Annotated in this window: 18 protein-coding genes; 9 read left to right on the forward strand and 9 right to left on the reverse strand. The window is 36.5% G+C overall.

Features of this window, described 5'->3' with window-relative positions:
• Complete coding sequence (locus ZPR_RS14370; protein WP_013072452.1) at positions 1–2,208, reverse strand: glycoside hydrolase family 3 N-terminal domain-containing protein; 2,208 nt, start codon at positions 2,206–2,208, stop codon at positions 1–3.
• 174 nt (positions 2,209–2,382) lie between these two features.
• Between ZPR_RS14370 and ZPR_RS14375 the strand changes: the two genes are divergently transcribed.
• From ZPR_RS14375 to ZPR_RS14390, 4 genes are all read left to right on the forward strand, one after another.
• On the forward strand, positions 2,383–4,536 hold the full coding sequence (locus tag ZPR_RS14375) for an alpha-glucuronidase family glycosyl hydrolase (protein WP_041578958.1): 2,154 nt from the start codon (positions 2,383–2,385) through the stop codon (positions 4,534–4,536).
• A gap of 7 nt (positions 4,537–4,543) precedes the next feature.
• Complete coding sequence (locus ZPR_RS14380; RefSeq protein ID WP_013072454.1) at positions 4,544–5,287, forward strand: SDR family NAD(P)-dependent oxidoreductase; 744 nt, start codon at positions 4,544–4,546, stop codon at positions 5,285–5,287.
• Between the two features lie 113 nt (positions 5,288–5,400).
• Entirely contained in the window at positions 5,401–6,525 is a 1,125-nt protein-coding gene (locus tag ZPR_RS14385; RefSeq protein WP_013072455.1) for an endo-1,4-beta-xylanase, read from the forward strand.
• Entirely contained in the window at positions 6,467–9,283 is a 2,817-nt protein-coding gene (locus tag ZPR_RS14390; RefSeq protein WP_233421306.1) for a glycosyl hydrolase 115 family protein, read from the forward strand. Before ZPR_RS14385 ends, ZPR_RS14390 begins: the two co-directional genes overlap by 59 nt.
• Before the next feature lie 489 nt (positions 9,284–9,772).
• Here ZPR_RS14390 and ZPR_RS14395 read toward each other — a convergent pair whose 3' ends face one another.
• Both ZPR_RS14395 and ZPR_RS14400 read right to left on the reverse strand, forming a co-directional pair.
• Entirely contained in the window at positions 9,773–11,692 is a 1,920-nt protein-coding gene (locus ZPR_RS14395) for a RagB/SusD family nutrient uptake outer membrane protein (protein ID WP_041578959.1), read from the reverse strand.
• 9 nt (positions 11,693–11,701) lie between these two features.
• Complete coding sequence (locus tag ZPR_RS14400; protein ID WP_013072458.1) at positions 11,702–14,842, reverse strand: SusC/RagA family TonB-linked outer membrane protein; 3,141 nt, start codon at positions 14,840–14,842, stop codon at positions 11,702–11,704.
• A gap of 366 nt (positions 14,843–15,208) precedes the next feature.
• Here ZPR_RS14400 and ZPR_RS23440 point away from each other — a divergent pair, with 366 nt between their 5' ends.
• Positions 15,209–15,412 carry a hypothetical protein gene (locus ZPR_RS23440; RefSeq protein WP_041578960.1) on the forward strand — a complete coding sequence of 68 codons (204 nt, stop codon included), beginning with the start codon at positions 15,209–15,211 and terminating at the stop codon, positions 15,410–15,412.
• On the opposite strand, the gene ZPR_RS14410 is transcribed toward ZPR_RS23440, so the two are convergent.
• From ZPR_RS14410 to ZPR_RS14430, 5 genes are all read right to left on the reverse strand, one after another.
• Positions 15,376–15,942, reverse strand: coding sequence for a phosphatase PAP2 family protein (locus ZPR_RS14410; RefSeq protein WP_013072459.1), 567 nt, complete (start codon positions 15,940–15,942; stop codon positions 15,376–15,378). The genes ZPR_RS23440 and ZPR_RS14410 overlap by 37 nt on opposite strands.
• Before the next feature lie 142 nt (positions 15,943–16,084).
• Positions 16,085–16,315, reverse strand: coding sequence for a hypothetical protein (locus ZPR_RS14415; RefSeq protein WP_013072460.1), 231 nt, complete (start codon positions 16,313–16,315; stop codon positions 16,085–16,087).
• Between the two features lie 11 nt (positions 16,316–16,326).
• A complete protein-coding gene (locus tag ZPR_RS14420) occupies positions 16,327–17,700 on the reverse strand; it encodes an MATE family efflux transporter (RefSeq protein WP_013072461.1) in 1,374 nt (457 codons plus the stop codon).
• Positions 17,701–17,799: 99 nt separating this feature from the next.
• Positions 17,800–18,207, reverse strand: a complete 408-nt coding sequence (locus ZPR_RS14425; protein WP_041578961.1) for a hypothetical protein — start codon at positions 18,205–18,207, stop codon at positions 17,800–17,802.
• On the reverse strand, positions 18,208–19,590 hold the full coding sequence (locus ZPR_RS14430) for a M20/M25/M40 family metallo-hydrolase (protein ID WP_041580027.1): 1,383 nt from the start codon (positions 19,588–19,590) through the stop codon (positions 18,208–18,210).
• 185 nt (positions 19,591–19,775) lie between these two features.
• Between ZPR_RS14430 and ZPR_RS14435 the strand changes: the two genes are divergently transcribed.
• On the forward strand, positions 19,776–20,372 hold the full coding sequence (locus ZPR_RS14435; protein ID WP_013072464.1) for a hypothetical protein: 597 nt from the start codon (positions 19,776–19,778) through the stop codon (positions 20,370–20,372).
• Positions 20,373–20,457: 85 nt separating this feature from the next.
• On the opposite strand, the gene ZPR_RS14440 is transcribed toward ZPR_RS14435, so the two are convergent.
• Positions 20,458–20,898, reverse strand: coding sequence for an Hsp20/alpha crystallin family protein (locus tag ZPR_RS14440; RefSeq protein ID WP_013072465.1), 441 nt, complete (start codon positions 20,896–20,898; stop codon positions 20,458–20,460).
• A 170-nt stretch (positions 20,899–21,068) separates the two neighbouring features.
• Between ZPR_RS14440 and ZPR_RS14445 the strand changes: the two genes are divergently transcribed.
• The 3 genes from ZPR_RS14445 (at position 21,069) to ZPR_RS14455 (ending at position 24,929) form a co-directional block, all read left to right on the forward strand.
• Positions 21,069–22,367, forward strand: coding sequence for a DUF2254 domain-containing protein (locus ZPR_RS14445; protein ID WP_013072466.1), 1,299 nt, complete (start codon positions 21,069–21,071; stop codon positions 22,365–22,367).
• A gap of 95 nt (positions 22,368–22,462) precedes the next feature.
• Positions 22,463–24,304: a sensor histidine kinase gene (locus ZPR_RS14450; RefSeq protein WP_148211739.1), complete on the forward strand. Its 1,842-nt coding sequence runs from the start codon at positions 22,463–22,465 to the stop codon at positions 24,302–24,304.
• Between the two features lies 1 nt (position 24,305).
• The gene (locus ZPR_RS14455) at positions 24,306–24,929 is read left to right on the forward strand and encodes a response regulator transcription factor (protein WP_013072468.1); all 624 of its coding nucleotides are present in this window, start codon (positions 24,306–24,308) and stop codon (positions 24,927–24,929) included.
• The last annotated feature ends 30 nt before the right edge of the window (positions 24,930–24,959 follow it).

Below are 24,959 nucleotides of genomic sequence, written 5' to 3' on the forward strand. Positions count from 1 at the left end.
TTATTTTAGCTGAAATTGGATCTTTTTTAGCGCTTTTTTTCCTAGTTCTTCATTTCTCTTCAACGGACTGCTACCACCTATATAAATTTCAAAAGCTCCTTTTTCCAGCTTTTCCTTTCCGTTGTCATCAATAAAACTCAACATTTCAGGAGTAATTTCAAAAGTCAGTTCTTTTGATTCCCCTCTTTTAAGATGAATATTTTTAAAAGCTACCAGTTCGAAATTAGGTACACGAGAAGAAGCTTTTACATCCTTTAAGTATACCTGCACCACTTCATCGGCTTCAAAATCACCAGTATTTGTTACACTAATACGAGCTTCTACTGATTCTTTTTTCTTTATTTTATCCTTAGATAATTTAATTTCAGAATACTCAAAATCGGTATAACTTAAACCATAACCAAAGGGATACATGGGTACTACATCCATATATTTATAAGTTCTACCCTCCATCGTATAATCTTCGTAGGCGGGAAGATCTTCAATAGTCATTGGGAAAGTGATTGGCAATCTACCTGAAGGTGAATTTTTACCGAAAATGATATCGGCAACAGCGTTCCCGCCTTCTTCCCCAGGGTACCAAACCAGTAATACCGCATCTGCAAGTTTATGTACTTCAGTTAAGTTCATCGGACTACCACCGGTTACAATAGCAACTACCGGGCGATCTTCTGCCGCCTCGCTAACTTTTTGTAAATAATCGATCTGGTTTTGCGGTAAATTATAATCCATACGATCACCAAACGTTGGGGAAGCAATAGATTCTCCTTCTTCACCTTCTAAAAGTCCAGAAATTCCCATCACCACAAAGGTAGCATCGCTATTTCCGGCATTCGGCGAAGCCCAGTCCTGTGGATTTTCATTGGGAAGATTAAGCCTTGTTCCCATTCTGTATTGTAACTGACTCTCAGGTTTTATAGCTTTTGCGATGCCTTCTAAAACGGTTACCATATCCGGGTTTACTCCGTGATAATTGCCTAACAACACCTCAATATTCGTAGCATTTGGACCTGTTATAAAGTATTTTGAAAGATTGTTCTTTAACGGAAGAACTCCGTCATTTTTAAGAAGAACGATAGACTTTCGAGCCGTTTCCCTGGCTAAAGCTCTATGCTCGTCACTATTCATCACCTCAACCCCAATTTTATTATAAGGATTGCTTTCTTCAGGGTCAAACAAACCTAATTTAAACCGGGTTTCTAATAATTTATGCAAACGTTTATCAACCAATTCTTCTGAAACCAAACCGTCTTCTACCGCTTTTGCTAAAAAATTATAGGTATCTCCACAATTTAATTCTATACCTACTTCTACGGCTAAAGCAGCAGCAGCTTCTGGTGATTCTACAATATCGTGACCGCTTACAAAATCCTGTAGCGCCCAGCAATCACTCACCACATGGCCATTAAAGCCCCATTTATCTCTAAGAATATCATTTATTAGGCGGTTATTCGCGCAACAAGGTTCGCCATTCGTGCTGTTATAAGCGCACATGATCGTTTCTACATTGGCATCTACCAAAGTTTTAAAAGCCGGCAGATAAGTTTCCCAAAGATCTTTTTCACTTACATCTGCATTAAACTCATGCCTTAATTTCTCTGGCCCACTGTGCACTGCATAATGTTTTGCCGCAGCAGCCGTTTTTAGATATTTATCATTATCACCCTGTAAACCTTTTACAAAGGCTTCTCCCAATTTGGAAGTTAAATAAGGATCTTCACCATAAGTTTCCTGACCTCTACCCCATCGCGGATCCCTAAATATATTCACGTTAGGCGTCCAAAATGTTAGTCCGCCATATTTTCTATGATAACCATGTTTTACCGCATTATTGAAATTAGCACGTGCTTCATCTGAAATCGCTGTAGATACTTTTAAAATTAAATCGTCATCAAAAGTAGCCCCCATCCCGATAGCCTGAGGAAATACAGTAGCTACCCCAGATCTTCCCAAACCGTGTAAAGCTTCATTCCACCAATCATAAGCAGGAATTCCCAATCTTTCAATGGCGGGACTGGCATTTAGCATTTGCTGTGCTTTCTCTTCTAACGTAAGCCGACTTATTAAATCGTCTATTCTCTCGTCCATTGATAAATCTGTATCGTAAAAATCAAATTCAGATTTATCGATTTTGGTCTGCTGGGCATGCATGATTGCCGTTAAAAATAGCATTAACATGATAGCAAAGAGCTGTCTATATTTTTTCATTATTGATAATATTTACAGTTTAATTTTAACATAAATCGATTAATGAGGTGAGTTAACAAATAAAACATAAAATCAAATTAAAAACAACCGATTGCGTAAATTATTTTGTTTACACTCTTTTTTTACATAATTTTCAATCCGCAATCGTTTGTTTAGTTAAATCAAGGTCTCAAAATGAAAAAAAACATACTCTGCTTATTTCTAATAGTGATTAGCTCCCTTTCTTTTAGTCAAAATCCTTATGATCTGTGGCTGCAATATGATAATATTGAAGAACAGCATATTCTTGAAACCTATAAAAATCAGGTTTCTAATATCTACTTAAGTTTAAATTCGGCTACCGGCACTGTTATTAAGGAAGAAATCCAAAAAGCTTTTAAAGGTTTATTGGGTATTGAACCAAAATTCGATTCCAAAACACCTAATATTATCATTTCTACGCTCGACAAGTTAGATCCCTCGTTACAAAAAAAGCTACCTGAAATCTCCAAAATGAATGATGAAGCTTATGTTATCCAATATATTTCAGATAGCAAAGATGCACAAATCATCATTTCAGCTATTACAGAGAAGGGCTTATTATATGGCGTTTTCAACTTCATTAAGCAAATGCAATTGCGCAATGACTTATCAAAATTATCAATATCGGATTCGCCTAAAATTCAAAAAAGACTTTTAAATCATTGGGATAATCTGGATAGAAGTGTGGAACGCGGATATGCCGGATTCTCTATCTGGGATTGGTATTTATTACCTGAATTGATAAAACAGGAATATATCGATTATGCCAGAGCCAACGCCTCTATAGGGATTAACGGTACTGTACTCACTAACGTAAACTCTAATGCTTTGGTATTAAGCCCAAGATATATTCAAAAACTAAAAGCGCTGGCTGATGTTTTTAGACCTTATGGCATTCAGGTTTATCTAACCGCAAGATTTTCGGCACCTATAGAAACCGGTGATTTAGAAACGGCCGATCCTCTTAATGCTGAAGTTAAGCAATGGTGGAAAAATAAAGCTGACGAGATTTATGCTGCAATCCCCGATTTTGGAGGCTTTTTAGTAAAGGCGAACTCTGAAGGACAGCCAGGTCCAAATAACTACGGAAGGTCTCACGTAGATGGTGCAAATATGCTTGCTGAAGCTGTTGCTCCTCACAATGGGATTATCATGTGGCGTGCTTTTGTATATTCTGAAGAAAAACCTGAAGACCGCGCAAAACAGGCCTATTCAGAATTTAAACCTTTTGATGGAAAATTTAAGGATAATGTGTTGGTTCAGGTAAAAAATGGAGCTATCGATTTTCAGCCACGAGAACCTTTCCATCCTTTATTTGGTGCCATGCCAAACACTCCTTTAATGATGGAATTTCAGATCACACAGGAATATCTGGGCGGAATGTCTCATTTGGTCTTCCTACCTCAACTTTTTGAAGAAGTTTTAGAAGAAGACACCTATACACAAGGCAAAGGAAGCACAGTAGCCAAAATAATAGATGGACAACTAAGCAATAAAAAGCTTACCGGGATGGCGGGTGTAGCTAATATAGGAACGGCAAAAAACTGGACGGGCCATCCTTTTGGTCAGGCAAACTGGTATGGCTTCGGCAGGCTTGCCTGGGATCCGGAAACCAGTGCTAAAACCATAGCACAAGATTGGCTTAAAATGACCTTTACGAATGATAGCGATTTTGTAGATCCTATGACCAGATTATTACTAGAATCCAGAGAAGCGGTCGTTAATTATATGACGCCGCTTGGATTACATCATATTATGGCAGCAAATCATCATCAGGGCCCCGGGCCATGGGTTAAAGATATGCCCAGACCAGATTGGACATCAGTATATTATCATAAAGCAGCCGCAGACGGAATTGGCTTTGACAGAACTTCAAGCGGAAGTAATGCCTTAGAGCAATACGCCCCGGAAATTCAGAAAAAATATAGTGATCCCGCAACAACTCCAGACAAATATCTGCTTTGGTTTCATCATTTACCCTGGGACTATAAAATGAAAAGTGGAAAAACACTTTGGTATGAAATTGCAGCGCATTATCAAAAAGGAGTTGAACAGGTTGAGGGTATGCAGAAAACCTGGCAAAAAATGCAGAAATATGTAAATCCGCAGGTTTTCGAAAAAACAAATATGCTCTTGAACATCCAGTTAAAAGAAGCTAAACAATGGAGAAATGCTTGCCTGCTTTATTTTCAGCAATTTTCGAAAATGGATTTCCCGGATTTCATTCCTGAAATGACAAAAGACCTAAACTATTATAAATCATTGAAGCTGCCTTATGCTCCCGGTATAAGCCCTTCATGGAATTAAAAATGATATGAACTCGAATTTAACTGCTATAGTAACCGGTGGTAACGCCGGACTAGGATTTGCCACAGCTAAAAAACTTTGTAATGAAGGAATAACTACATACGTTATTGGCCGAAACAAAGAAAAAACTTTAAAAGCCTGCGAAGAAATTGGCGAATACGCAAAACCATTTATTTTAGATTTAACCGATTTGGATAAAATCCCTGCGGCGATTACCGAAATTGCTAAAGAAGCAGGCAGAATCGACATCCTGGTTAATAATGCAGGAATCAACATGAAAAAAGAATTTCTGGAAGTCGAAAATGATGAATTTCAGAACATCTTGCATACAAATGTTACCAGCGTTTTTGCTATAAGCCGGGAAGTTGCAAAAGTGATGAAGGAAAACGGCAAAGGAAGTATTATCAACATCAGTTCAATGGCTGCGCAATACGGAATTCCACATGTTATTGCCTATTCTGCAAGTAAGACTGCGGTAGAAGGTATGACCAGAGCTATGGCAGTAGATTTGGCGAAGTTTGGCATACGGGTAAATTGCGTGGCTCCCGGATTTATTAAAACAAATATGTCCAGCAAAGCTTTAGATAGTGATCCCGAAAGAAAAAATAAAGTACTGGGAAGAACTCCTATGGGTAAATTAGGCGAACCGGCAGATATCGGTGACGCTGTTTTTTATTATGCCACAGATCTTTCAAAATTCACTACAGGAACAGTGTTACCTATCGATGGTGGTAATTCAATTGGCTTTTAAGCATACAAAGTAAACGATCCTGAGCCAAGGCTCGGAGCTTTTAATTTCGATGATCGAACAAAACAATAAAAGAATTAACCAGACCTGAACCTGGTATACATAATGCGTAAAAAATGAAACATAAAAAACAACTGCACTATCTTTTGATCTTATTGCTTTTTGGCATTATTTCGTGTAAGGATCAGCAAAAAACAAAGGATATTACTGCTAAAGAAGACCCAAAGAAAGAAAAAGGACTCAAAGATTATTTTGCCGAAGATTTCCCTATGGGCGTTGCGGTTTCACCGGCTTCACTTGAAGGAAAATCAAAAGAATTAATTTTAGCGGAATATAACAGCTTAACTCCTGAAAACGTAATGAAAATGGGGGTAATTCATCCAAAAAAAGATGAATTTAACTGGGCACCAGCCGATAAAATAGTAGCATTTGCTCAGGAAAACGGGCTTAAAGTACGCGGTCACGCCCTGGTTTGGCATCAACAAACCGGTGACTGGATTTTTAAAGATGACAAGGGCAATGATGTTAGCAGGGAGGTCTTACTAGACCGAATGAAAGCTCATATCGACTCGGTTGTTGGTCGATACAAAGGAAAAATATATGCCTGGGATGTGGTGAATGAAGCAATTGACGATAATCCGCAGAACTTTCTAAGAAATTCAAAGTGGCTTGAAATCATCGGAGATGATTTTCTTACCAAAGCATTTGAATTTGCTCACGCAGCCGATCCCAATGCCAAGTTATTTTATAATGATTACAATATTATTATTCCGGAAAAAAGAGACCGCGTTTTAAAACTAATCGATAAATTGAAAGCGGAAGGAGCGCCGATAAACGGAATCGGAATACAGGGACACTGGTCTGTTTTTAATCCAAGTGAAGAGGAGTTACAACAGGCTTTAAAAATGTATACGGAAACCGGTCTGGATGTGCAGATTACCGAACTGGATGTGTCTCTGTATAAATGGGAAAAAGAACAACGGGAACGACGCCCGGGCGATTCAGATGAGTTTACCGAAGAACGTAAACTTGCCCAAATAGAAGCCTATCAAAAGTTCTTTAAAGTATTTAGGGAATATCGAGATAAGCTTACCGGGATCACTTTTTGGAATATTGCAGATCGCTATTCCTGGTTGGATCACTATCCTGTAGAAGGACGAAAAAACTATCCATTATTATTTGATGAAAATTACCAGAGAAAACAAGTTTATGATTCAGTTATCAAATTCAGTAAAAAGTAGCAAGCATTTATTTTCAGCGCTTTGTATTCTGTTAAGTGGCTTGGTATATGGACAAAATAATATTGTCTCACATACATCTGGCGAGGGCAGTTTCGGTTTAGTAACCAGCAAAAAGACTTCAAAATTAGTATTGGACACTTCAGATTTTGAAGGGGTAAATATTGCCGCAAAAAACCTTCAAAAAGATATTGAACGAGTTACCGGAAAATTACCTGAGTTTATTTCCGAAGTAAAAGGAAACGGAAATGTAATTATTGGGACTATTGGTAGAAATAAAATGATCGATAGCCTGATTCAGCATCAAAACATCGACGTTTCTAAAATTCAGGGAAAATGGGAAGCCTATAGCATTCAAAAAATAGGGGAAGATCTTTTGATTATTGGTAGCGATAAACGCGGAACTATTTTCGGTATATACGAACTGTCAAAGCAAATTGGTGTTTCTCCCTGGTACTGGTGGGCGGATGTGCCGGCAAAAAAAGCAGATGAATTGTATATTGACAACGCTGGCTTAACCAGTACCGGTCCTAAAGTTCAGTATCGTGGGATTTTTATTAACGACGAAGCTCCTGCCCTATCCAGTTGGGTTACCGAAAATTACGGTAAGTTTAATCATGAATTCTATGAGCCGGTTTTTGAACTTATTCTACGCTTAAAAGGAAATTATATGTGGCCTGCAATGTGGGGAAAAGCTTTTTATGATGATGATCCTGAAAATGGTGTTTTAGCAGATAAATATGGCATCGTTATGGGAACCTCTCACCACGAACCACTGATGCGCGCCCAGGCTGAATGGGGACGCTATGGTAGCGGTGACTGGAATTATGAAACCAACGCAGATACTTTAAAAAGCTTTTGGCGCAAGGGGATTGAACGAATGGGCGACCGTGAAAGCCTGGTTACCATTGGCATGCGTGGCGATGGGGATGAACCAATGACTGAAGGCACCGCCATTAGCTTACTGGAACGTATTGTTAAAGATCAGCGCGAGATTATAAGCGATGTGACCCAAAAACCAGCTGAAAAAACACCGCAAGTCTGGGCACTTTATAAGGAAGTTCAGGATTATTACGATCAGGGAATGCGCGTACCTGATGATGTAACCTTACTACTTGCCGATGATAACTGGGGAAATATCAGAAAGCTGCCTAAACTTAAAGATAGTACTAGAAGCGGAGGTTATGGGATCTATTATCACTTTGACTATGTTGGCGGGCCAAGAAGTTATAAATGGATAAATACCACTCAAATTTCCAGAGTTTACGAGCAGATGTCGCTTGCTTACGCCTATCATGCCCGTAAGGTTTGGATTGTAAATGTTGGTGATTTAAAACCTATGGAGTACCCTATTAGTTTCTTTTTAGATTATGCGTGGAATCCGGAAGCTATTAAAATTGAAGAACTAAAGGCTTATCCTGAACAATGGGCTGCCGCTCAATTTGGAGAAAAGTATGCGCCTGAAATTGGAGAATTGCTACAAAAATATACCACGTATAACAGCCGAAGAAAACCCGAATTGCTATCTGAAAGAACCTATAGTCTAACGCAGTTTAATGAAGCTGAAGAAATCCTAAATGAATTTAATACATTAGAAAAAAAAGCAGATGAAATTGCTGAAAAATTGGCTCCAAAGTATCAATCGGCTTATTTTCAACTGGTGTTACACCCGGTAAAAGCTTCCGCAAATCTAAACAGAATGTATATCGCAGTGGCTAAAAACAAGCTTTATGCGGAACAACAAAGAAATACCACTAATACTCTTGCAGAAAAGGTTTCAGAATATTTTGATAAAGATGAAGCATTGACTTCAGCCTATCATACTATTGAAGATGGCAAGTGGAACCATATGATTTTTCAGCCTCATATTGGTTATTCTTCCTGGAGCGATCCTAAGCAAAATATCAAGCCGGAAACGATTAATATTGAAGTTCCCGAAGCAGCTGGTTTAGGTGTGGCTATACCGAATAGCAAAGATTATTTTCCAAAAAACACGGATCTTAGCTTACCAATATTCGATAAAAACAATACTGAATCTTATGTTGAAATTTTTAACCGCGGAAATGAAAAATTAGAAGTTAAACTAAAGAAATTGCCTAAATGGCTAAAAGCTTCTAAAACTAAAGCTGAAATTGGTGAACAGGAGCGTATCGTTTTAGCATTAGTTTCTGAAAAATTACCTAAGAACAGTACCAAAGAAAGTTTTGTAATTCAATCTGATAATGAAAAAGTAAACATAGAGGTTTCTTACCAGCCATTTAGTTTTGCTCCTAAAGGTTTTGTGGCTAAAAACGGAATTATAAGTCTCCCTGCAAACAAATTTTTGGAAAACAAAGGCTGGGAAATAATTCCTGATTTAGGGCGAAGAGACATTGCCTTAAGACCAGAGAGCAGTTTTAGTCAGGAAGCTTCTGAAAATGCAAGCCTAACGTATCAATTTACGATTAAAGAAAATACTACAGCAAAAATGAGCTTTTTAATCTCACCAAGCTTAGATTTCCTCGATAATGGCGGACTCAAATTTGCTTACTCCATAGATGGTGGTACGCTAAAAACCCTGAATTTGCTTAAGGATACTAAAGATCACTGGGGCATTGCTGTAAGTAATAATGTCACTAAAGTTGTTCAGGATCTAAGCTTAGAAAAAGGGGTGCATCAACTAAAGATTTATGCGGTAGATCCGGGAGTTGTGTTACAGCAAATTATTATTGAAACCAATACCTCAAATCCGTTACAGACTTACTTAGCGCCAAAAGAATAATTGTATGTTCCATATACAATTAGTTTAGTTTAATTAGAGTAAAGCCGGGTGGTACCCGGCTTTTTGTTACTCTTCTTTCTATCTAAAAATTCTGTTTAAAATATCATAGAATATCAAAAAGAAAATCCTGGGATAAGCAAGGAGATTGGCGCTTATAAGTGAAGTCAGTAATTGAAAGTTAAGTGTGGATCACTATTAATAAGCGTTTAAATTTAAAAGCAAAGAATAAAAATAGGGTAGTGATAATTGATAAATTAATTATCCCGATCCAGGCCGCATGGATCCTATATTTACAGGACACAAGGCTCAATTAGTTTATTTACTATAAACTATAGGAGAATTTCTTCTCAAGAAAATCCACACCATATTCCAGAGAAAAACTTATTACAGCCAAAAATCCAGAAACGAATTAAAACCTGTATTTAGCTGTAAAAAACAAAAAAGAGAGCTTTAAAGCTCTCTTTTCTATATTATTTAAAAAGTTCAATTCTATTGATAGCCAGGGTTCTGGTAAGCATCTTTTTCTGCTTGTGATACATCCAGATTATCTAATTGTCCGCGAGGTATTGGTCTTAAATAATGATAAGGCTCAATATTCCTATTCGTTACGGTTGGGGTATGATCTGTGGCATCATTGCCACCAATCATATAAGATCCAGCTAATTCGTTCCATTTTTGAGTACGTACCAGGTCATACCAACGATAGCCTTCACCAAAGTATTCCCGGGAACGCTCTGCCAAAATAAAATCGATATCTATAACATCTGGCGTCGCTGCTATCATGGCCGCACTATTATCCTCGATACGTTCTTCCTGTTCGCCGTTATCATAACACCATTTGCCGGCTCGCGCCCTAATAACATTAATTAAATCATAAGCACTATAACTTCCTGTTGCTCCTTTTACGGCTGCTTCAGCCGCCAGGAAATAAAATTCAGAATATTTTGCTATTGGAAAAGGACGGGTTAGTGCTCCATTAGGAGATCCTAAACCACCTCCGTTATCCGTGCGGTAAGTCCCTAATTTCCATAAACCTGGATAAAACCTTCTATTAATTTCATCTGGGTTTATAACATAATCTGATCTTCCTGGAAGTTCTCCCCCTCCGATGTTAGCACCATTTACATAAACAACATTATCATTATGTTCATCTAAAAATGATATCACCGCATCACCTGGGGCTATTTCCATACCATTGGCTGCCGTTAATGTAGGTTCAGTTGCACCACCTTTATCCCAGTTTCCTCTATAACTGGTGACAAATGTAGCATCATAGCGAGAATCTAATTCTTTCTCTTCAAAAGTTTCTGTTAATACACCAATAGGTGGTGCCATTCTTGTCCAAGGCCTACCATAACTTTGAGCAGCTTCTCTTTGTACTGCAGAAACGCCATCCACACTTATACTGGTGTAGTTAGATGTTACCATCCAAACTGCTGTATTAGCACTACCCTCTGGACCACTATATCCTAAATCTGCCCCGTTATAAAGTTGGCTATCTTCAGTACGATCTGCATATAACATCATTTCATCATGACGATCGTTCGTGGCCACATGTACATTATAAAAACAATCTAGTAAACGATAAGGGCCTGGATTCTCAATTCCCTCAACAGCTAGATCATAGGCTTTTTGGAAATAATAAGAAGCATCCTGACCATCCGGATCTGTTCTTGGCGTTTCAGGATAGGTAGGAATATTATTAGGATTCTCTAACCACCAGGCATAGGTTAAATAAGCTTTTGATAAAAACAGCCGAGCTACGTTCTTGGTTACTGCTCCGGTTAAACGCGGATTATCAGGTAAATCGTTTACAGCTGTTTGTAAATCTGGCAAAATAGCCCTGGTATAAACTTCAGGTACTGTATTACGCACAGAAGTCCTAACGGCAGAATTATTAAATGCTAATTCACCAGAACCCAAATCTAGTGGTACACCACCATAATTTTGCACTAATAAAAAGTAATTAAATGCCCTAAAAAACCTTGCTTCTGCAATTAGCAAATTATCGAGTCCTACCCCTTCAGCATTTTCAATAATACCGCTAGCCGTATTTATTGCGGGAAAAGCATTTCCCCAAACAACACCTACTGAAAATCCACTTTCTGAACTTAAATTACCTTGCCCGGCAAGATCTAAATCATAAAAGTTATTATTGGCACTTTGGGCGGCAACATATTCATCTGTACCTGTTTCTGTTAAGTTTAAATAATATGCAAATCCAAAGACGTTTCGCATATTCTGATATAAATATGTTAATCCTCCCTGAACCCCAGTTTCTGTAGTAAAAAAATCTGGAGTAAATACTCCTCTTGTTTCTTCTTTCAGTATATCATCTGTACAAGATTTTAAACCGAATACCGACACCATTGAAAATATGGCTATAGGTATAATTCTAAATTTTCTCATATTTTCTATTTAAAATGAAATGTTTAAGCCTATCAAATAATTTCTTGTAGAAGGAATGTTAGTTCCAATAGTTGGTATACCCCTGGAAATATTACTAGTATTTACAGCGGAATTTTGACGATTACCATTACCATCAACTCCTGAATTTGTAATCTCTGGATCTAAACCAGATTCATCATGAAAAGGTGAAAAAAGTACGAACGGGTTTTGTGCAGATGCATAAACACGTAACCTCTGCAGTCCAATATTGGTAATAAAATCTTGTTCAAAATTGTATCCCAAAGTAATTGAACGAACTTTTAAATACGAACCATCAAAATACCCTAACGTACTTGCATACTCCTGGTTATCTCCACTTTGAAGTCCTCCCGGAGCAGGATATCTTGCATCTGTATTGGTTGGCGTCCAATAATCTACCGCAACGTTATTTTGTCTACCGGTTAGCAAATTAAGATAACTACTGGATGAATAGAGTGTACTCACCAAAGTACCACCGTGCTGGAAGGTTCCAACCATACTCAAGTCGATATTTTTATAAGCTAAACGCGTATTAAAACCACCCTGAAAATCTGGAGTTGGATCTATAATTACCCTGTCATCAGCTCCTATGGGGCGTACCGGAGATCCATCTGCATTATATTCCCCGGTATATCGTACTTTGATCATCCCTGCAGCACTGGCACCCGGCTCATATTGTTGCAAGTACTGAAAATCCGGATCAGACTCATTCCAAAGTCCTACATATTCATAATCATAAATTACATTAATAGGAGAGCCAACAAACCAAAGGTTTCCTTCATCTCGTTGTTGTCCCGAAGCTAGAGCAGTAATTTTGTTTTGATTGCTGTAAAGATTGATTCCGGCATCCCAAGTAAAACCATCTGGATTATCAATTATAGTTCCGTTTAATGAGATTTCAACTCCCTTATTCTCGGTTTTACCTATGTTACTGGTTATATTTCCTACACCAGATGATGCAGGAAGTCCCAGTGCGTATAAAATATCATTGGTTTTGGTTATATAATATTCAACCGTACCAGATAAGCGGTTATTAAACAGTCCAAAATCAAGACCATAGTTATACGTCTGAGAAAATTCCCATCCCAGGTTGGCATTAGGTACCTGATCTATAAAGTAACCGGTAGCAAATGTACTACCAAAGTTATAATTTACCGTACCGAGTCTACCCTGAACGGAATAAGGGGCTATTGCCTGGTTGGAAGTCTCACCGTAACCGGCACGTATTTTCAATTGGTTTAGCCAACTTACATTGTCCATAAATTTTTCGTTACCAATATTCCATCCTACAGATACTGCAGGATAGGTCACCCACTTATTACCCGGGGCTAATCTAGATGAACCATCGGCACGTATGGTCGCTGTCATCAAATAACGATTGTCGTATTGATACATTACCCTCCCCATATAGGACAGTAATCCAGTAGCAGAATATCCGGTTCCGTAATTTGTTATATCCTCAGAAATTGCTGAATCCAGATTATACCATAAAGAAGACTCATCAGGAATATTCCTTGCTGTTAAGCCTACATTGTCATACTGTGTATTTTGAGCAGAAAATAATCCCACGAAGTTTACTTTGTGTTTCTCAGCAAATGTTCTATCGTATAGTATTTGATTTTCTACAACATAATCTCTTGTTATAGAACTATTATAGCTTCCAGATGAGGGGTTTTGTTCGTTATAATTAAAAACGCCCTGCCCTGTGAAGTCTCCATCTCTATCAGTTCTAAAATTTAAACCAAGATTAAGTCGATATTTCAATCCTTCAATCCATGGTATTTTAACTTCAGCATAAATATTATTATAAGAGCCGTAATCCAATTGTTCATTTTTCCTTCTATCTCCTATTCGGTTTACTTCATTCCTGGTAGGAATCCAAAGGTTATCAGCTTCTGTTTGAAGCCTCACAGATTCTAAAAAATTTCCATTTTCATCATACGGACTTAAGAGCGGCGAGGCGGCTAATGCACCAAATACTCCTACAATACTACTGCTTTTGTTGAAGTTCATTACTGAATTCAAACCAAATTTAAATAAAGAACCTACTTCCTGATCAACCTGAGCTCTTAAAGAATATCTCTGGAAAGAATCTTCTGGCACCACCGATGTTTCTTTAAAATACCCCATTCCTATATTAAAAGAGCCTTTTTCAGAACCTCCTTTTACGCTAATATCATGAGTTGTTTGAAGTCCGGTTCCGTATAAAAGATCCTGCCAGTCTGTATCATTAGCAAGATCTTCATCGCCACCCAAACCATAAATTGGGCTACCACCCTGATTAGGATGAGCTGCAACATCTGCACGTAATTGGGTAAGTTGCGCTGCATTCATCATTGGATATTTCGCAAACACGTCTTTTACTGCATAGTATGTATTATAAGAAAATGTAGCTTTTTGCCCCTGTCTTCCCGACTTTGTAGTGATAAGGATAACACCATTGGCACCCCGTGAGCCGTAAATAGCTGTGGCAGATGCATCTTTAAGTATATCAAGACTTTCAATATCATTAGGACTGATATCACTTAGACCACCAGAAAAAGGAATCCCATTAAGTACAATTAAAGGATCATTATTACCAGAAAGCGATCGGGTACCACGAATTCGAACCTGCGGGGATGCCCCTGGCCTGGTACTGTTGGTAGAAATATTAACACCAGCGGCACGTCCTATAAGTGCTTCTTGAAAGTTAGCCGTCTTTACTTCGTTTAATTCTTCTCCTTTTACTGAAACCACTGATCCAGTAACAGATTCCCTACTTTGTGTACCATACCCCACCACGACCACTTCGCTCAAAGCTTCGGTATCGTCTTGCATGGTTACGTTAATCTGTGTTCGCCCGTTAACTGCGATATCCTGAGCTCGATAGCCCATAAAGCTATAACTAAGGGTAGCATCTGATGGCACATTATTTAACGTATAGTTACCATCAAAATCGGTTGTTGTTCCCTGACTGGTTCCTACAATGAAAACATTTACTCCCGGCAGTGGTAATCCATCTGCGTCAACCACTTCTCCACTTACTGTTGTATTTTGGGCGTACGCACCAGTAAATACCAACAAGAAAAACAGAAGTGAAAATTTGGGCATCCTGCCCAAACTCCTTACATAGTTAGTAATTTTTTCCTCCATATTAATAAATTTTAAATTAAGAGATTTAAATCATATTAGAATGACAAAAATTAATAGGTTAATTTTTTGATATGATAAATATATTATAAAATTACCAATTACGAAATCGGTTGCGTTAATTTTTATATTCAAAATGACTATAAGCAATGCGATTTATATTTAAATAACTGTAATACAGTATTTTAAAATTTTATAAATAATTTAAAAAGATGGATTATAAGTAAAATTACTCTCCTTTTTCAACTATATAAATTGTTAATATCAACTATAAATAGTAAAAAAATACTTCATTAAAGATTAAATTATAGTTAATGAGGATAAAATATTAATAATGCTTCAATTTTAAGCGTAAAAATTACATATAAAATGAATACGCAATCGGTTGCTTTAAAAATCATGAAAAAGACAATAAAAACTGCGTCTAAAAAATATAAGGAATTACCTGAAGAAAGATTTTGGGTACAGGAGAATAGAATTGAAAATAAAATAGAAGTTATTGGAGTTGATGATATGGAGATTCCACTATTTATATACTACACCAATTTTAATTTATTAAGCGTAAACTGTTGAAGTAAATAAAGCAGATACCCGTATAATGTCCCAAAAATGGCCCCTACAATGATATCACCGGGATAATGAACGCCAAGATAAACCCGACTATAGGCTACAAAAGCGGCCCAAATTAATAAATACCAAATAAGTCCAGGAATTTTCTTTTTAAAAATAGATCCTAAAAAAATTGCTACAGCAAACGTACTTGAAGCATGAGCCGAGTAAAATCCATATTTACCGCAGCGCTCTGCCACGATCCTGGCAAATTGGGTTACGCCTTCCTGCCTGCAAGGACGCGGACGCATAAAAAAGTCTTTAAATACGTTGGCCATTTGATCGGTACAGGTGATTAAGAGTGCAATAAAAATCATTGTGATCACACTATACTTCCAGCCAAATTTCTTAAAAAGAAGGAATAACAGAAAAGCATAAAGTGGGATCGCCATCCATTTATTACTAATAGCAATCCACATCCAATCCCAGGTTGCAGAACCAAGATTGTTTAAATAAAGAAATAATTTGTGATCTAATTCAATTAATTCTTCCATACTTTTTTTATTCCATAATCGAGATTAAATGCTCCGTTACAGTGTGGACACGGTAGCTTTCGAGACTGAGATCGCGATACCTCGAAATTAAAATCATTACTAATAAATACCTTGTGCATGTGCCCAAAAGCACATAACTGGTTTAGTCCTCCTCGTATCTGGATACTTCGCGATCATAAAAGTCATTCGCCTGCTGAATCAAACTTTCGGCTTCATTCGCCAGTTCTTCTTCATCTGCTTTATCAAAATCTTCAAGCCATTCCACCTCATCATTTTCAAGATTAATAATGAAACGGGGGAACTCTGTGTGAATCACAAAAATCGCATCTGAATAGTCGGTATTATCACCCAATAAAAATTTAGGAAATTCCATGGTATATATTTTTAAACAGTTTCGGTTTTAATTTCTTTCGGTTTATTTGCAATCAATTTATGGCTTAAATAATTGAATCTAAAATACAACATTAATGCAGAAGCCGTTAATCCTGCCAGTAAGCCCATCCAGATTCCCATACTTCCCATATTTTCAGCTTTTCCAAAATACCAGGACACCGGAAAACCAATCATCCAGTACGCAACAAAACAAATCGCAGTTGGGACTTTTACATCTTGTAAACCTCGTAAGGCCCCCAGAATTACTACCTGCATTCCGTCACTTAACTGAAATAAGGCCGCTACAATTAATAATTGTGACGATAAAAGTACAACTTCGGCATTGTCTATATAAAAAGTAGGCAACCAGTCTTTCAACAAAATAAAACCTACTGCGAATACAGCTTCAATAATAAAGACAAGTAGGAATACCGACATGGCAATTCGTCTCAAATCTTTATAATGATGTAATCCTTTTTGATTTCCAACGCGTATGGTTGCAGTAACCCCAAGGCCTACCGCGATCATAAAGGTCATCGAGGCTAAATTTAAAGCAATTTGATTTGCTGCCTGCTGATTTGTTCCTAAAAGTCCTGCCAGGAAGACGGTCGCTGTAAAAATAGCTACTTCAAATAACATCTGTAAGGCAGTTGGCAGACCAAGATTTAAAATCTTCTTAAAAATATCTATATTGAATAATTCTTTTTTAGACCAAACGAAGTAGGGTTTAAATTTAGATTTTCGTCTTAAAATTTCCCACACAAACCAAAGCATAAAGAACCTTGAAATCAATGTTCCTATCGCTGCACCTTCTAAACCCAACTCTGGAAAAACCCAAATTCCGTAAATTAATAAATAGTTGAATAATACGTTAACCACATTAGCTAATATAGTAGCATACATTGAATATTTGGTTTGAGATAAACCATCGGCAAATTGTTTATAGGCCTGAAATATCATTAAAGGGAGCATCGAAAAAGCTACAATTTCAAGATAAGGCATAGCATACTCTACTACTTCAGGAGGTTGATCAAGATAATATAAAAGTGGTTTTGCCAGTAATAGCAGTAGAAAAAGAAGTATACCGTTTATACCACAAAGAATAATCCCGTGATGAAAATAACTTCTTCCCTTTTCGATGTCTCCAGAACCATCGGCCTCAGCAATAAGCGGAGTAATCGCAAAAGAAAATCCAATCCCTAAAGAAAGTGCAATAAACACCAAACTATTTCCTAAGGAAACTGCGGCAAGGGGCGCAGCACCTAATCGTCCTACCATTAGATTATCAGCGAGACCAACAAGTACATGTCCCAATTGACCTAACATCACCGGATAGGCTATGTTTAGATTTTTCCTGAATTCTTTTGTGTAATCTGAAAGCTGCAAAACCAAAAATTTAGTGCGCAAAGATAATGGCTTTTATCCGGCTTCAAATTGATTTATCATTAAAAAATCCAATTTAAGAATCTGAAAAATAGAAGATACTTAGTTTTGTTTTCCTAAAATTAATTCTTCATAAGATTTTGCTTTCTGGAGCTCCAGAATCCACTTTACTTCAAACTTGCCATAACCCAAAGTTTTTATTCTTTCAATCATAAAATCTCGAAGATCATCTAATGTTATATATTCATTCGTAGCTTCAAAAATCAATTCTACCTTATAGATATTGGGCAAAAAGAAAAAAAGCTTTCTAAAAATCGATTTTGGTTGTTTTTTGCCTGTGATCTTAAAAATCTTTCCGTGACTATCACAAAACAATTCCTCATTTAAATATTCCTGAAAATAACTTTCAGTATCATTATAGATAAAGGCATCTAAAAGCAAAAAGGAAGTGAGATCTTCCTCTTTGTTAAAATTCGGATTTGATATGTTAATCGCCGGGAACCTTATCAATTATAAACCGTATTTATCTACCAGATAAATTAAAGATGTCATGCTAGCTGCACCTAACTCGAGTTCTCTTTTATTGATTTTATCGAAAGTATCTGTAGCAGCATGGTGATAATCAAAATAACGTTGAGAATCTGGTTGTAAACCCGCTAAAACCGTTCCATCACCTTTAAGCGGACCAATATCTGCACCTCCTTCTCCTTCTTTAAAAATATGTAAATAATACGGTGCAAATAAGCGAGACCAGTTTTGTAGTTTTTCAAGTTGGACATCATCAGCATGAAACGTAAAGCCCCGTGGTGTAAAACCACCCGAATCGCTTTCTAAGGCAAAGATATGATCTTCGCTTTTTTCCCTGGCAACCTCAGCGTATTTTAATCCGCCTCGCAATCCATTTTCTTCATTCATAAACAAGACTACGCGTATACTCCTTTTTGGCTTATACCCCATCTCTTTAAACAGTCGTAATACTTCCATCGATTGTACACAGCCCGCTCCATCATCGTGAGAGCCATCTCCTAAATCCCAAGAATCTAAATGCCCTCCTACAACAATATATTCATCGGGATACTGACTTCCCGTAATTTCTCCAATAACATTATAGCTTTTTACATCCGGATGGGTTTCACAATTCATTTTAAAATAGACCTTAAGATCTTTTTGCAACTTTAAAACCGAGCTTAAATATTCAGCATCCTTAGTACTAATGGCCGCAGCCGGAATTTTTTGATCTTCAGCAATATCACCGTAATACATACTACCGGCATGTGGATATTCATCGATGCTAAGGTTCATCGATCTAACCAGTACACCCACGGCCCCATATTTTGAAGCTTCAGCAGCTCCATTAGCACGTTGATCTACTGCGCCTCCGTAAGCTTTAAACGTATGGATATTTGTAGCATTCATTGGTCGATTAAAAAAGACAATTTTACCTTTAATTTTATTTTCGCCAAGTGCGGAAAGTTCTTCAATGCCCTTCACTTCGATAACCTCAGCTTTGGTTCCTCCTTCAGGGGTAGCAATAGAACCTCCCAAAGCGCAGATATTAACAGGTGTAGCACTTCCCGGAATCGTTTCGATATACGCGTATTCACGAACCCCTCGGGTCCATTTTGGCACCATCACTTCCTGTAGCCAAACCTTATCTAAGCCAAGACTATCCAACTCTTTTTTAGTGTAGTCTACCGCAAGTTGCGCATTGTAGGATCCAGAAAGGCGACCACCGATACTATTGGATAAATGCCTTAACCAATCATAGCTTTTACCATTGGTTAATGCAATGTTATAAATTTCTCTGATTTTTATGGAATCACTTTCTATCGAAGATTGCCCAAAAACCGGCAATAAGAAAAGTAGCAAGAGGGGGAAAAGGATTTTCTTCATCATTGGGATAAATTTAAGCTTAAATTAACTACAAAATCAGTCAATATAAAAATTAAGTGGACTTAAAGCATAATTTGAACTAATGCTAAACAGAAATTAAGAAAGGAAAACTAAAAATTACCATAGCATTACCAAATAAAAAAACCTTTGATTTTTGTTATATTCGCAGTCTAAAAGATCGAATTTTGACTCAGGAAGAAAAAGCAGATATTATTAAAAAAGTGACCATCCTTTTAAAAGAAATCCCATCATCTATGGATGTGGTTAAAAAGGGAGGAAACGAGCACAAAAGATATAAATATCTTGCTGAACACATGGTGAATAAAGCTATTGAAAAAGATGCTCTTATTGTAAGTGAAGATGGAAATGGGATTGCTATTTTATTTAAAACCAGTAAAAAAGATGAAAACTTCTGGAAAAATGCCTGGTCAGAATTAGGCTTAGTTTTTAATGTTACGGGTATAAAAAATGCCTATAAAATTTTAAAAACCCAGAATTATATCAAGAAACAGCGTCCACAGGAAGGTGAATATTTGTACTGCTGGTTTTGGGGAATCCTCAAAGAATCCCGTGGCCCCGGCACACAGGTTGGTGTACAAATGAAAAATGAGTTTTACAGACGCGCTAAGCTTTATAATTTACCGCTTTATGCGGAAACAAGAATGCGAAAAAACGCGATTGTGTATCAAAAATTCGGATTTCAACTTTTCAATAAATGGGATCATCCCAGTGGAGATACCATGTATTTTTTAAGATATATTCCTGAAGAAAAGGGCGAATAACTTAAGATTTAAAACCCTGGAAATAAAAAGAAAGCCGAATCTTATAATTCGGCTTTCTTTTTTTAACTAACTAAATAACCTAAACTTAAGATATTTCTATCATTCTTTTAGCCTGCACTTTAGCTTCTTCCTTTTTTGGAAGTGCAATTTCTAAAACCCCGTTATTGTAATTCGCAGAAATTTTAGAATTATCTACTGTTTCAGGTAAACTAAATGCTCTTTTAAAAGTACTATAGCTAAATTCTTTACGAGTATATTTTCCGCTTTTTTCTGAAGTTTCTTTTTCTAATTTTTCTTCAGCTGAAATGGTTAATACATCGTTATCCAATTCAATCTTAAAATCTTCTTTGGATTTTCCAGGAGCTGCAACTTCAACGATAAAATTCTCGTCTGATTCGTGAATATTAACCGCTGGAATCCTTGTTCCTATATTATTCACGTTTGTAGTTCCTCCTAACCAATCTGTTTTAAACATATCGTCAAATACAGATGGCAACCAGTTTTCATTTCTCTTAATTAGACTCATAACATTTATATTTTTTGTTAAACTTTATTTCTTTTAAGAACACTTACCTAATAGCAATTTAAATTCCAATTAAATTTTAACGTCATTTTGGCAGTTATAACGGTTTTTAACATGACTTTTTAACATGTTTAGGGTTTTTACAGCTATATTAGCTTCATATTAACTGTCAAATGAAAAAACTATTTACCCGGCTACTTTCTTTTTTTAATGCTATTCGCAGTCGGATCGCATTTTATCCAACCGTAATCGCTTTATTAGGGTTTCTATTTACATTTCTAACCTTATTCTTGGAAGAACATGGAGCTTCAGGTCTTTTAAGAAAAAACTTTCCGTCTCTTATTGTTAATAGCGGAGATACGGCACTAAGCGTTTTAGGAGCAATAATTACGGGACTCATCTCGATGATGGTGTTTAGCTTTTCTATGGTAATGGTATTGCTTAATCAGGCCACCAATAATTATTCTCCAAGATTACTGCCCGGCTTAATTTCAGATCGTAAACACCAAACAGTCTTAGGGATTTATCTTGCAACCATACTCTATTGTATTTTTATCATGGTTGCTATAGATCCGGACGCACCCCCAAAAGATTTACCCGGATTTTCAGTATTTTTGGGTATTCTTTTTACAGTGATCTGTATGGGAGCATTTATCTATTTTATCCATACCATTTCCCAAAGCATTCAAATAAGTAATATCCTCGAGTATATTTATCATGAATCCAGAAACAGGCTTTATAAATTATTGGACAGTGAGCGAAATCAAACGGACAGTTTCCCTGATACGGATAGCTGGCATGTCTATGAAGCAAAAAAAAGTGGGTATTTTCAAAACCTATCGATTGCGAACATGCTTGATCTTTGTGAAGAAATAGAAACCAAATTTCATGTTTTACCTATAAAAGGTATTTTTATTCTTAAAGGCACCCCAATTCTTCGGTCAGAAAAAGAACTGGATGATGAAAAATTAGATGAAATTTTAGCGAATTTCAATTTTGCACGTAAAGAACTGGTTGCCGATAATTACGTGTTGGCTTTTAAACAAATTACTGAAATTATTGCCAAAGCAATGTCTCCCGGGATTAATGATCCCGGTACCGCGGTAAATGCTATCGATTATTTAACCGAATTACTGGCCCTTAGAATGCTAAAAAAGGATTCGAGTATTATAAACCGCAACGATAAGTGCCTTTTAAAATTGAATACCGTAGATTTTAAAGATTTACTCTATAATATACTGGTAACCATTAGAACCTACTGCTCACACGATCTAATTATCATTCAAAAAATTGGCGTGATGTTCCACTATTTACTTCAGCAAGAACAAAAAGAAGATTACTATAAAGATATAATTCTTTCCGAAGCTAAGTGCTTTTTCAGTAGTGCTTTGGAAGCCGTAGAAACTAAAAATGATATCGAAACGATAAAGAATTATGCTGAAAACTTAAAAATTAAGCTGAAAACCGACTAATTTCAGAATTATTCAAAAAATACCTGTCATTGGGTATTTATCCTTCAATCTATTTAGCTAATTTTATTTTCACCTCCAATCCACTGAAAATTAATGTGCTAAACAAGTATTTTCTTATTATTTGCTTTCTTCTCGCATTTTCTGTAAATGCTTCAGAAGACGATACACTTTTTGTAAAAGGAGTGTACTCACAGCATATTGTTGACTTTTTCCAAAGATTTGAGGACTGCAAGGCAGAATCTAAAGAAGAAATAATTCAGCATTTCAACAAAGGAGAATTCCAGGATATGGCTCCTAGCCGAATCGTAAATCTAGGGTTTACCAGTTGCTTAAATTATTTTTCATTAAAGGTTACAAACGATCAGGCTTTCGCAGAGGACTATTATTGGAGCTTTTATAATGACGGAATTTTATTCACTTTATACGAATTGAAAAATGGCCGGCTCATAGAAATTGGAGAAACCTCTGTAGCTCAAAAACTTGAAGAAAGACCAACGCCAATTCGATGTCTTTCTTTTAAGGTTGAAATGCAAGCTTTCGAGACCAAAACTTTGATTTTAAAAACTAAATTACAGGGACACTCTAATTTATATTTTCCTACAGATTTTACTACGGTGGAAGATATTCTTATTTATGAGGCTAATAATTCATTCCTTTTAGGCCGGTACTTTGGCTACTTTACTTTCACCGCTTTATTCAATCTATTCCTGTTTATCCTTATACGAAGAAAACTGTATGGTTTTATGTTTGGCTATATTTTAAGCATGATGGCCTTTAATGCCATAGAATATATGTACGATGTGCATTTGGTTCCCGATTTTCTTCATCGCTTTTGGACACACTTCCCAAAAATGTTTTTTGTGCTGCTATCGTCATATTTTCACACAAAAGTATTTCAATACTTTACCGCTCACAAAGAGCATTTCCCAAAATGGAATTCGATATTAAACCTTATCAATAATTTCATCTTGTTTATTCTTATTCTTTTTGTAGTGATCAAGATCGTTATTCCGCAAAACACCGCTTTTTTTGACCAATATCGGCTTTTGCTATTTCTTTTATTTTTAATCAATTTAACGGTATTGGTGATCAACCTGTTTTATTCGATTTACAAAAAGAATAAACAATCCGTTTACTACATCTGCTGTAACTTTTTACTTATTCTTTCGCTACTTTTTTATATCACCAATACTTTTCAGGTAGGGGGCGCAACCATTTACATGCCACCAGGGAACATCATTAACAGCGTTGCTTTTGAAATTTTAAGTTTAACGATTGCTTTCTTATTGAATTATAGAAAAGAGCTTAATGAAATGAACCAAAATCTAGCCGCTGCTAAATTAAAAAGTGAAAAACTAAGCGAAGAACTCATTGAAGTACAGGAAAATGAACGCCAGATCATTGCAAGAAATCTTCATGACGGATTAGGAAATACTATGAATGCCTTGCGTCTTTTACTGGAAGCTCCCTATAAGAATGAAAAGCAAATTACAGGAATATTCAATCTTGCAAAAGACCAGTTTCGCAATTTAATCTACCAAATATCACCTAAAGAAATAGAAAAAATTGGTTTATACACAACTATTCAGCAGGACTTAGAGCTTTTTAAGAATACTTCAATAGCAGTGAATCTTACCCTATTGGGAGACGACCATACCATAGAAAACATTAAAGCGGTTAATATCTATCGAATCTTTCAGGAGCTTATTTCCAATATCATAAAACATTCGAAGGCAACGATTGTTGACATTACCCTAAATTGTGATGAAAGTACCTGCAGCCTTCAGATAGAAGATAATGGTATAGGCTTAAAAAAAGAAAACACTAATGGTATGGGAATAAAAAATATAAAATCCAGGGTTTCTTATCACCAAGGAATATTTCATATAGAGAATACCGGGAAAGGCATGATAAGTATCATCGAAATACCTATTTAAAATGAAAGCAATAAAAATCGTACTGGTTGATGATCATTCCTTATTTACAGAAGGACTCATGCAAATTTTAGACGCTATCGACGATTTACAGGTTATCGCCACATTTAGGGATGGGGAAACCATGCTGAAAAGCGACGAAATCCATAAAGCCGATGTGCTGTTACTCGATATAAATCTGCCTGGGAATTCTGGAATTAGTATTGCTGAAAAAATGAAGCCTTATTTCGCTTCTCTAAAAATCATCTGTTTATCTATGCTTTTTGAAAAAAACATTCTGGATAAACTTAAATTTATAGGTGTTGCTGGTTATCTGCCAAAATTTGTCCATACTAACGAGCTTATTGAAGCCATAAGAAAAGTAAGGATTGGAGAGACTGCTTTTTATGAAGAACACACAAAAGCGGTAAGCAATATTAAAATATGGACCAGCGATTTTAAATTGACTAATCGGGAGTTAGAAATCCTTCAATTAATTAAAGATGGAAAAAGCACCAAGGAAATTTCGGAAATCCTGCACCGTAGCCAGTTTACTATCGAAACCCATCGTAAAAACATGATTAGAAAACTAAACCTTAAAAATTCAAGCGGACTTCTTCATTTTGCCATGAAAAATCTTACCTCTTAACTACATAAAATCAATAGAAGCAGTATAAAA

The sequence above is a fragment of the Zunongwangia profunda SM-A87 genome, assembly GCF_000023465.1.
Classification (GTDB): Bacteria; Bacteroidota; Bacteroidia; order Flavobacteriales; family Flavobacteriaceae; genus Zunongwangia; species Zunongwangia profunda.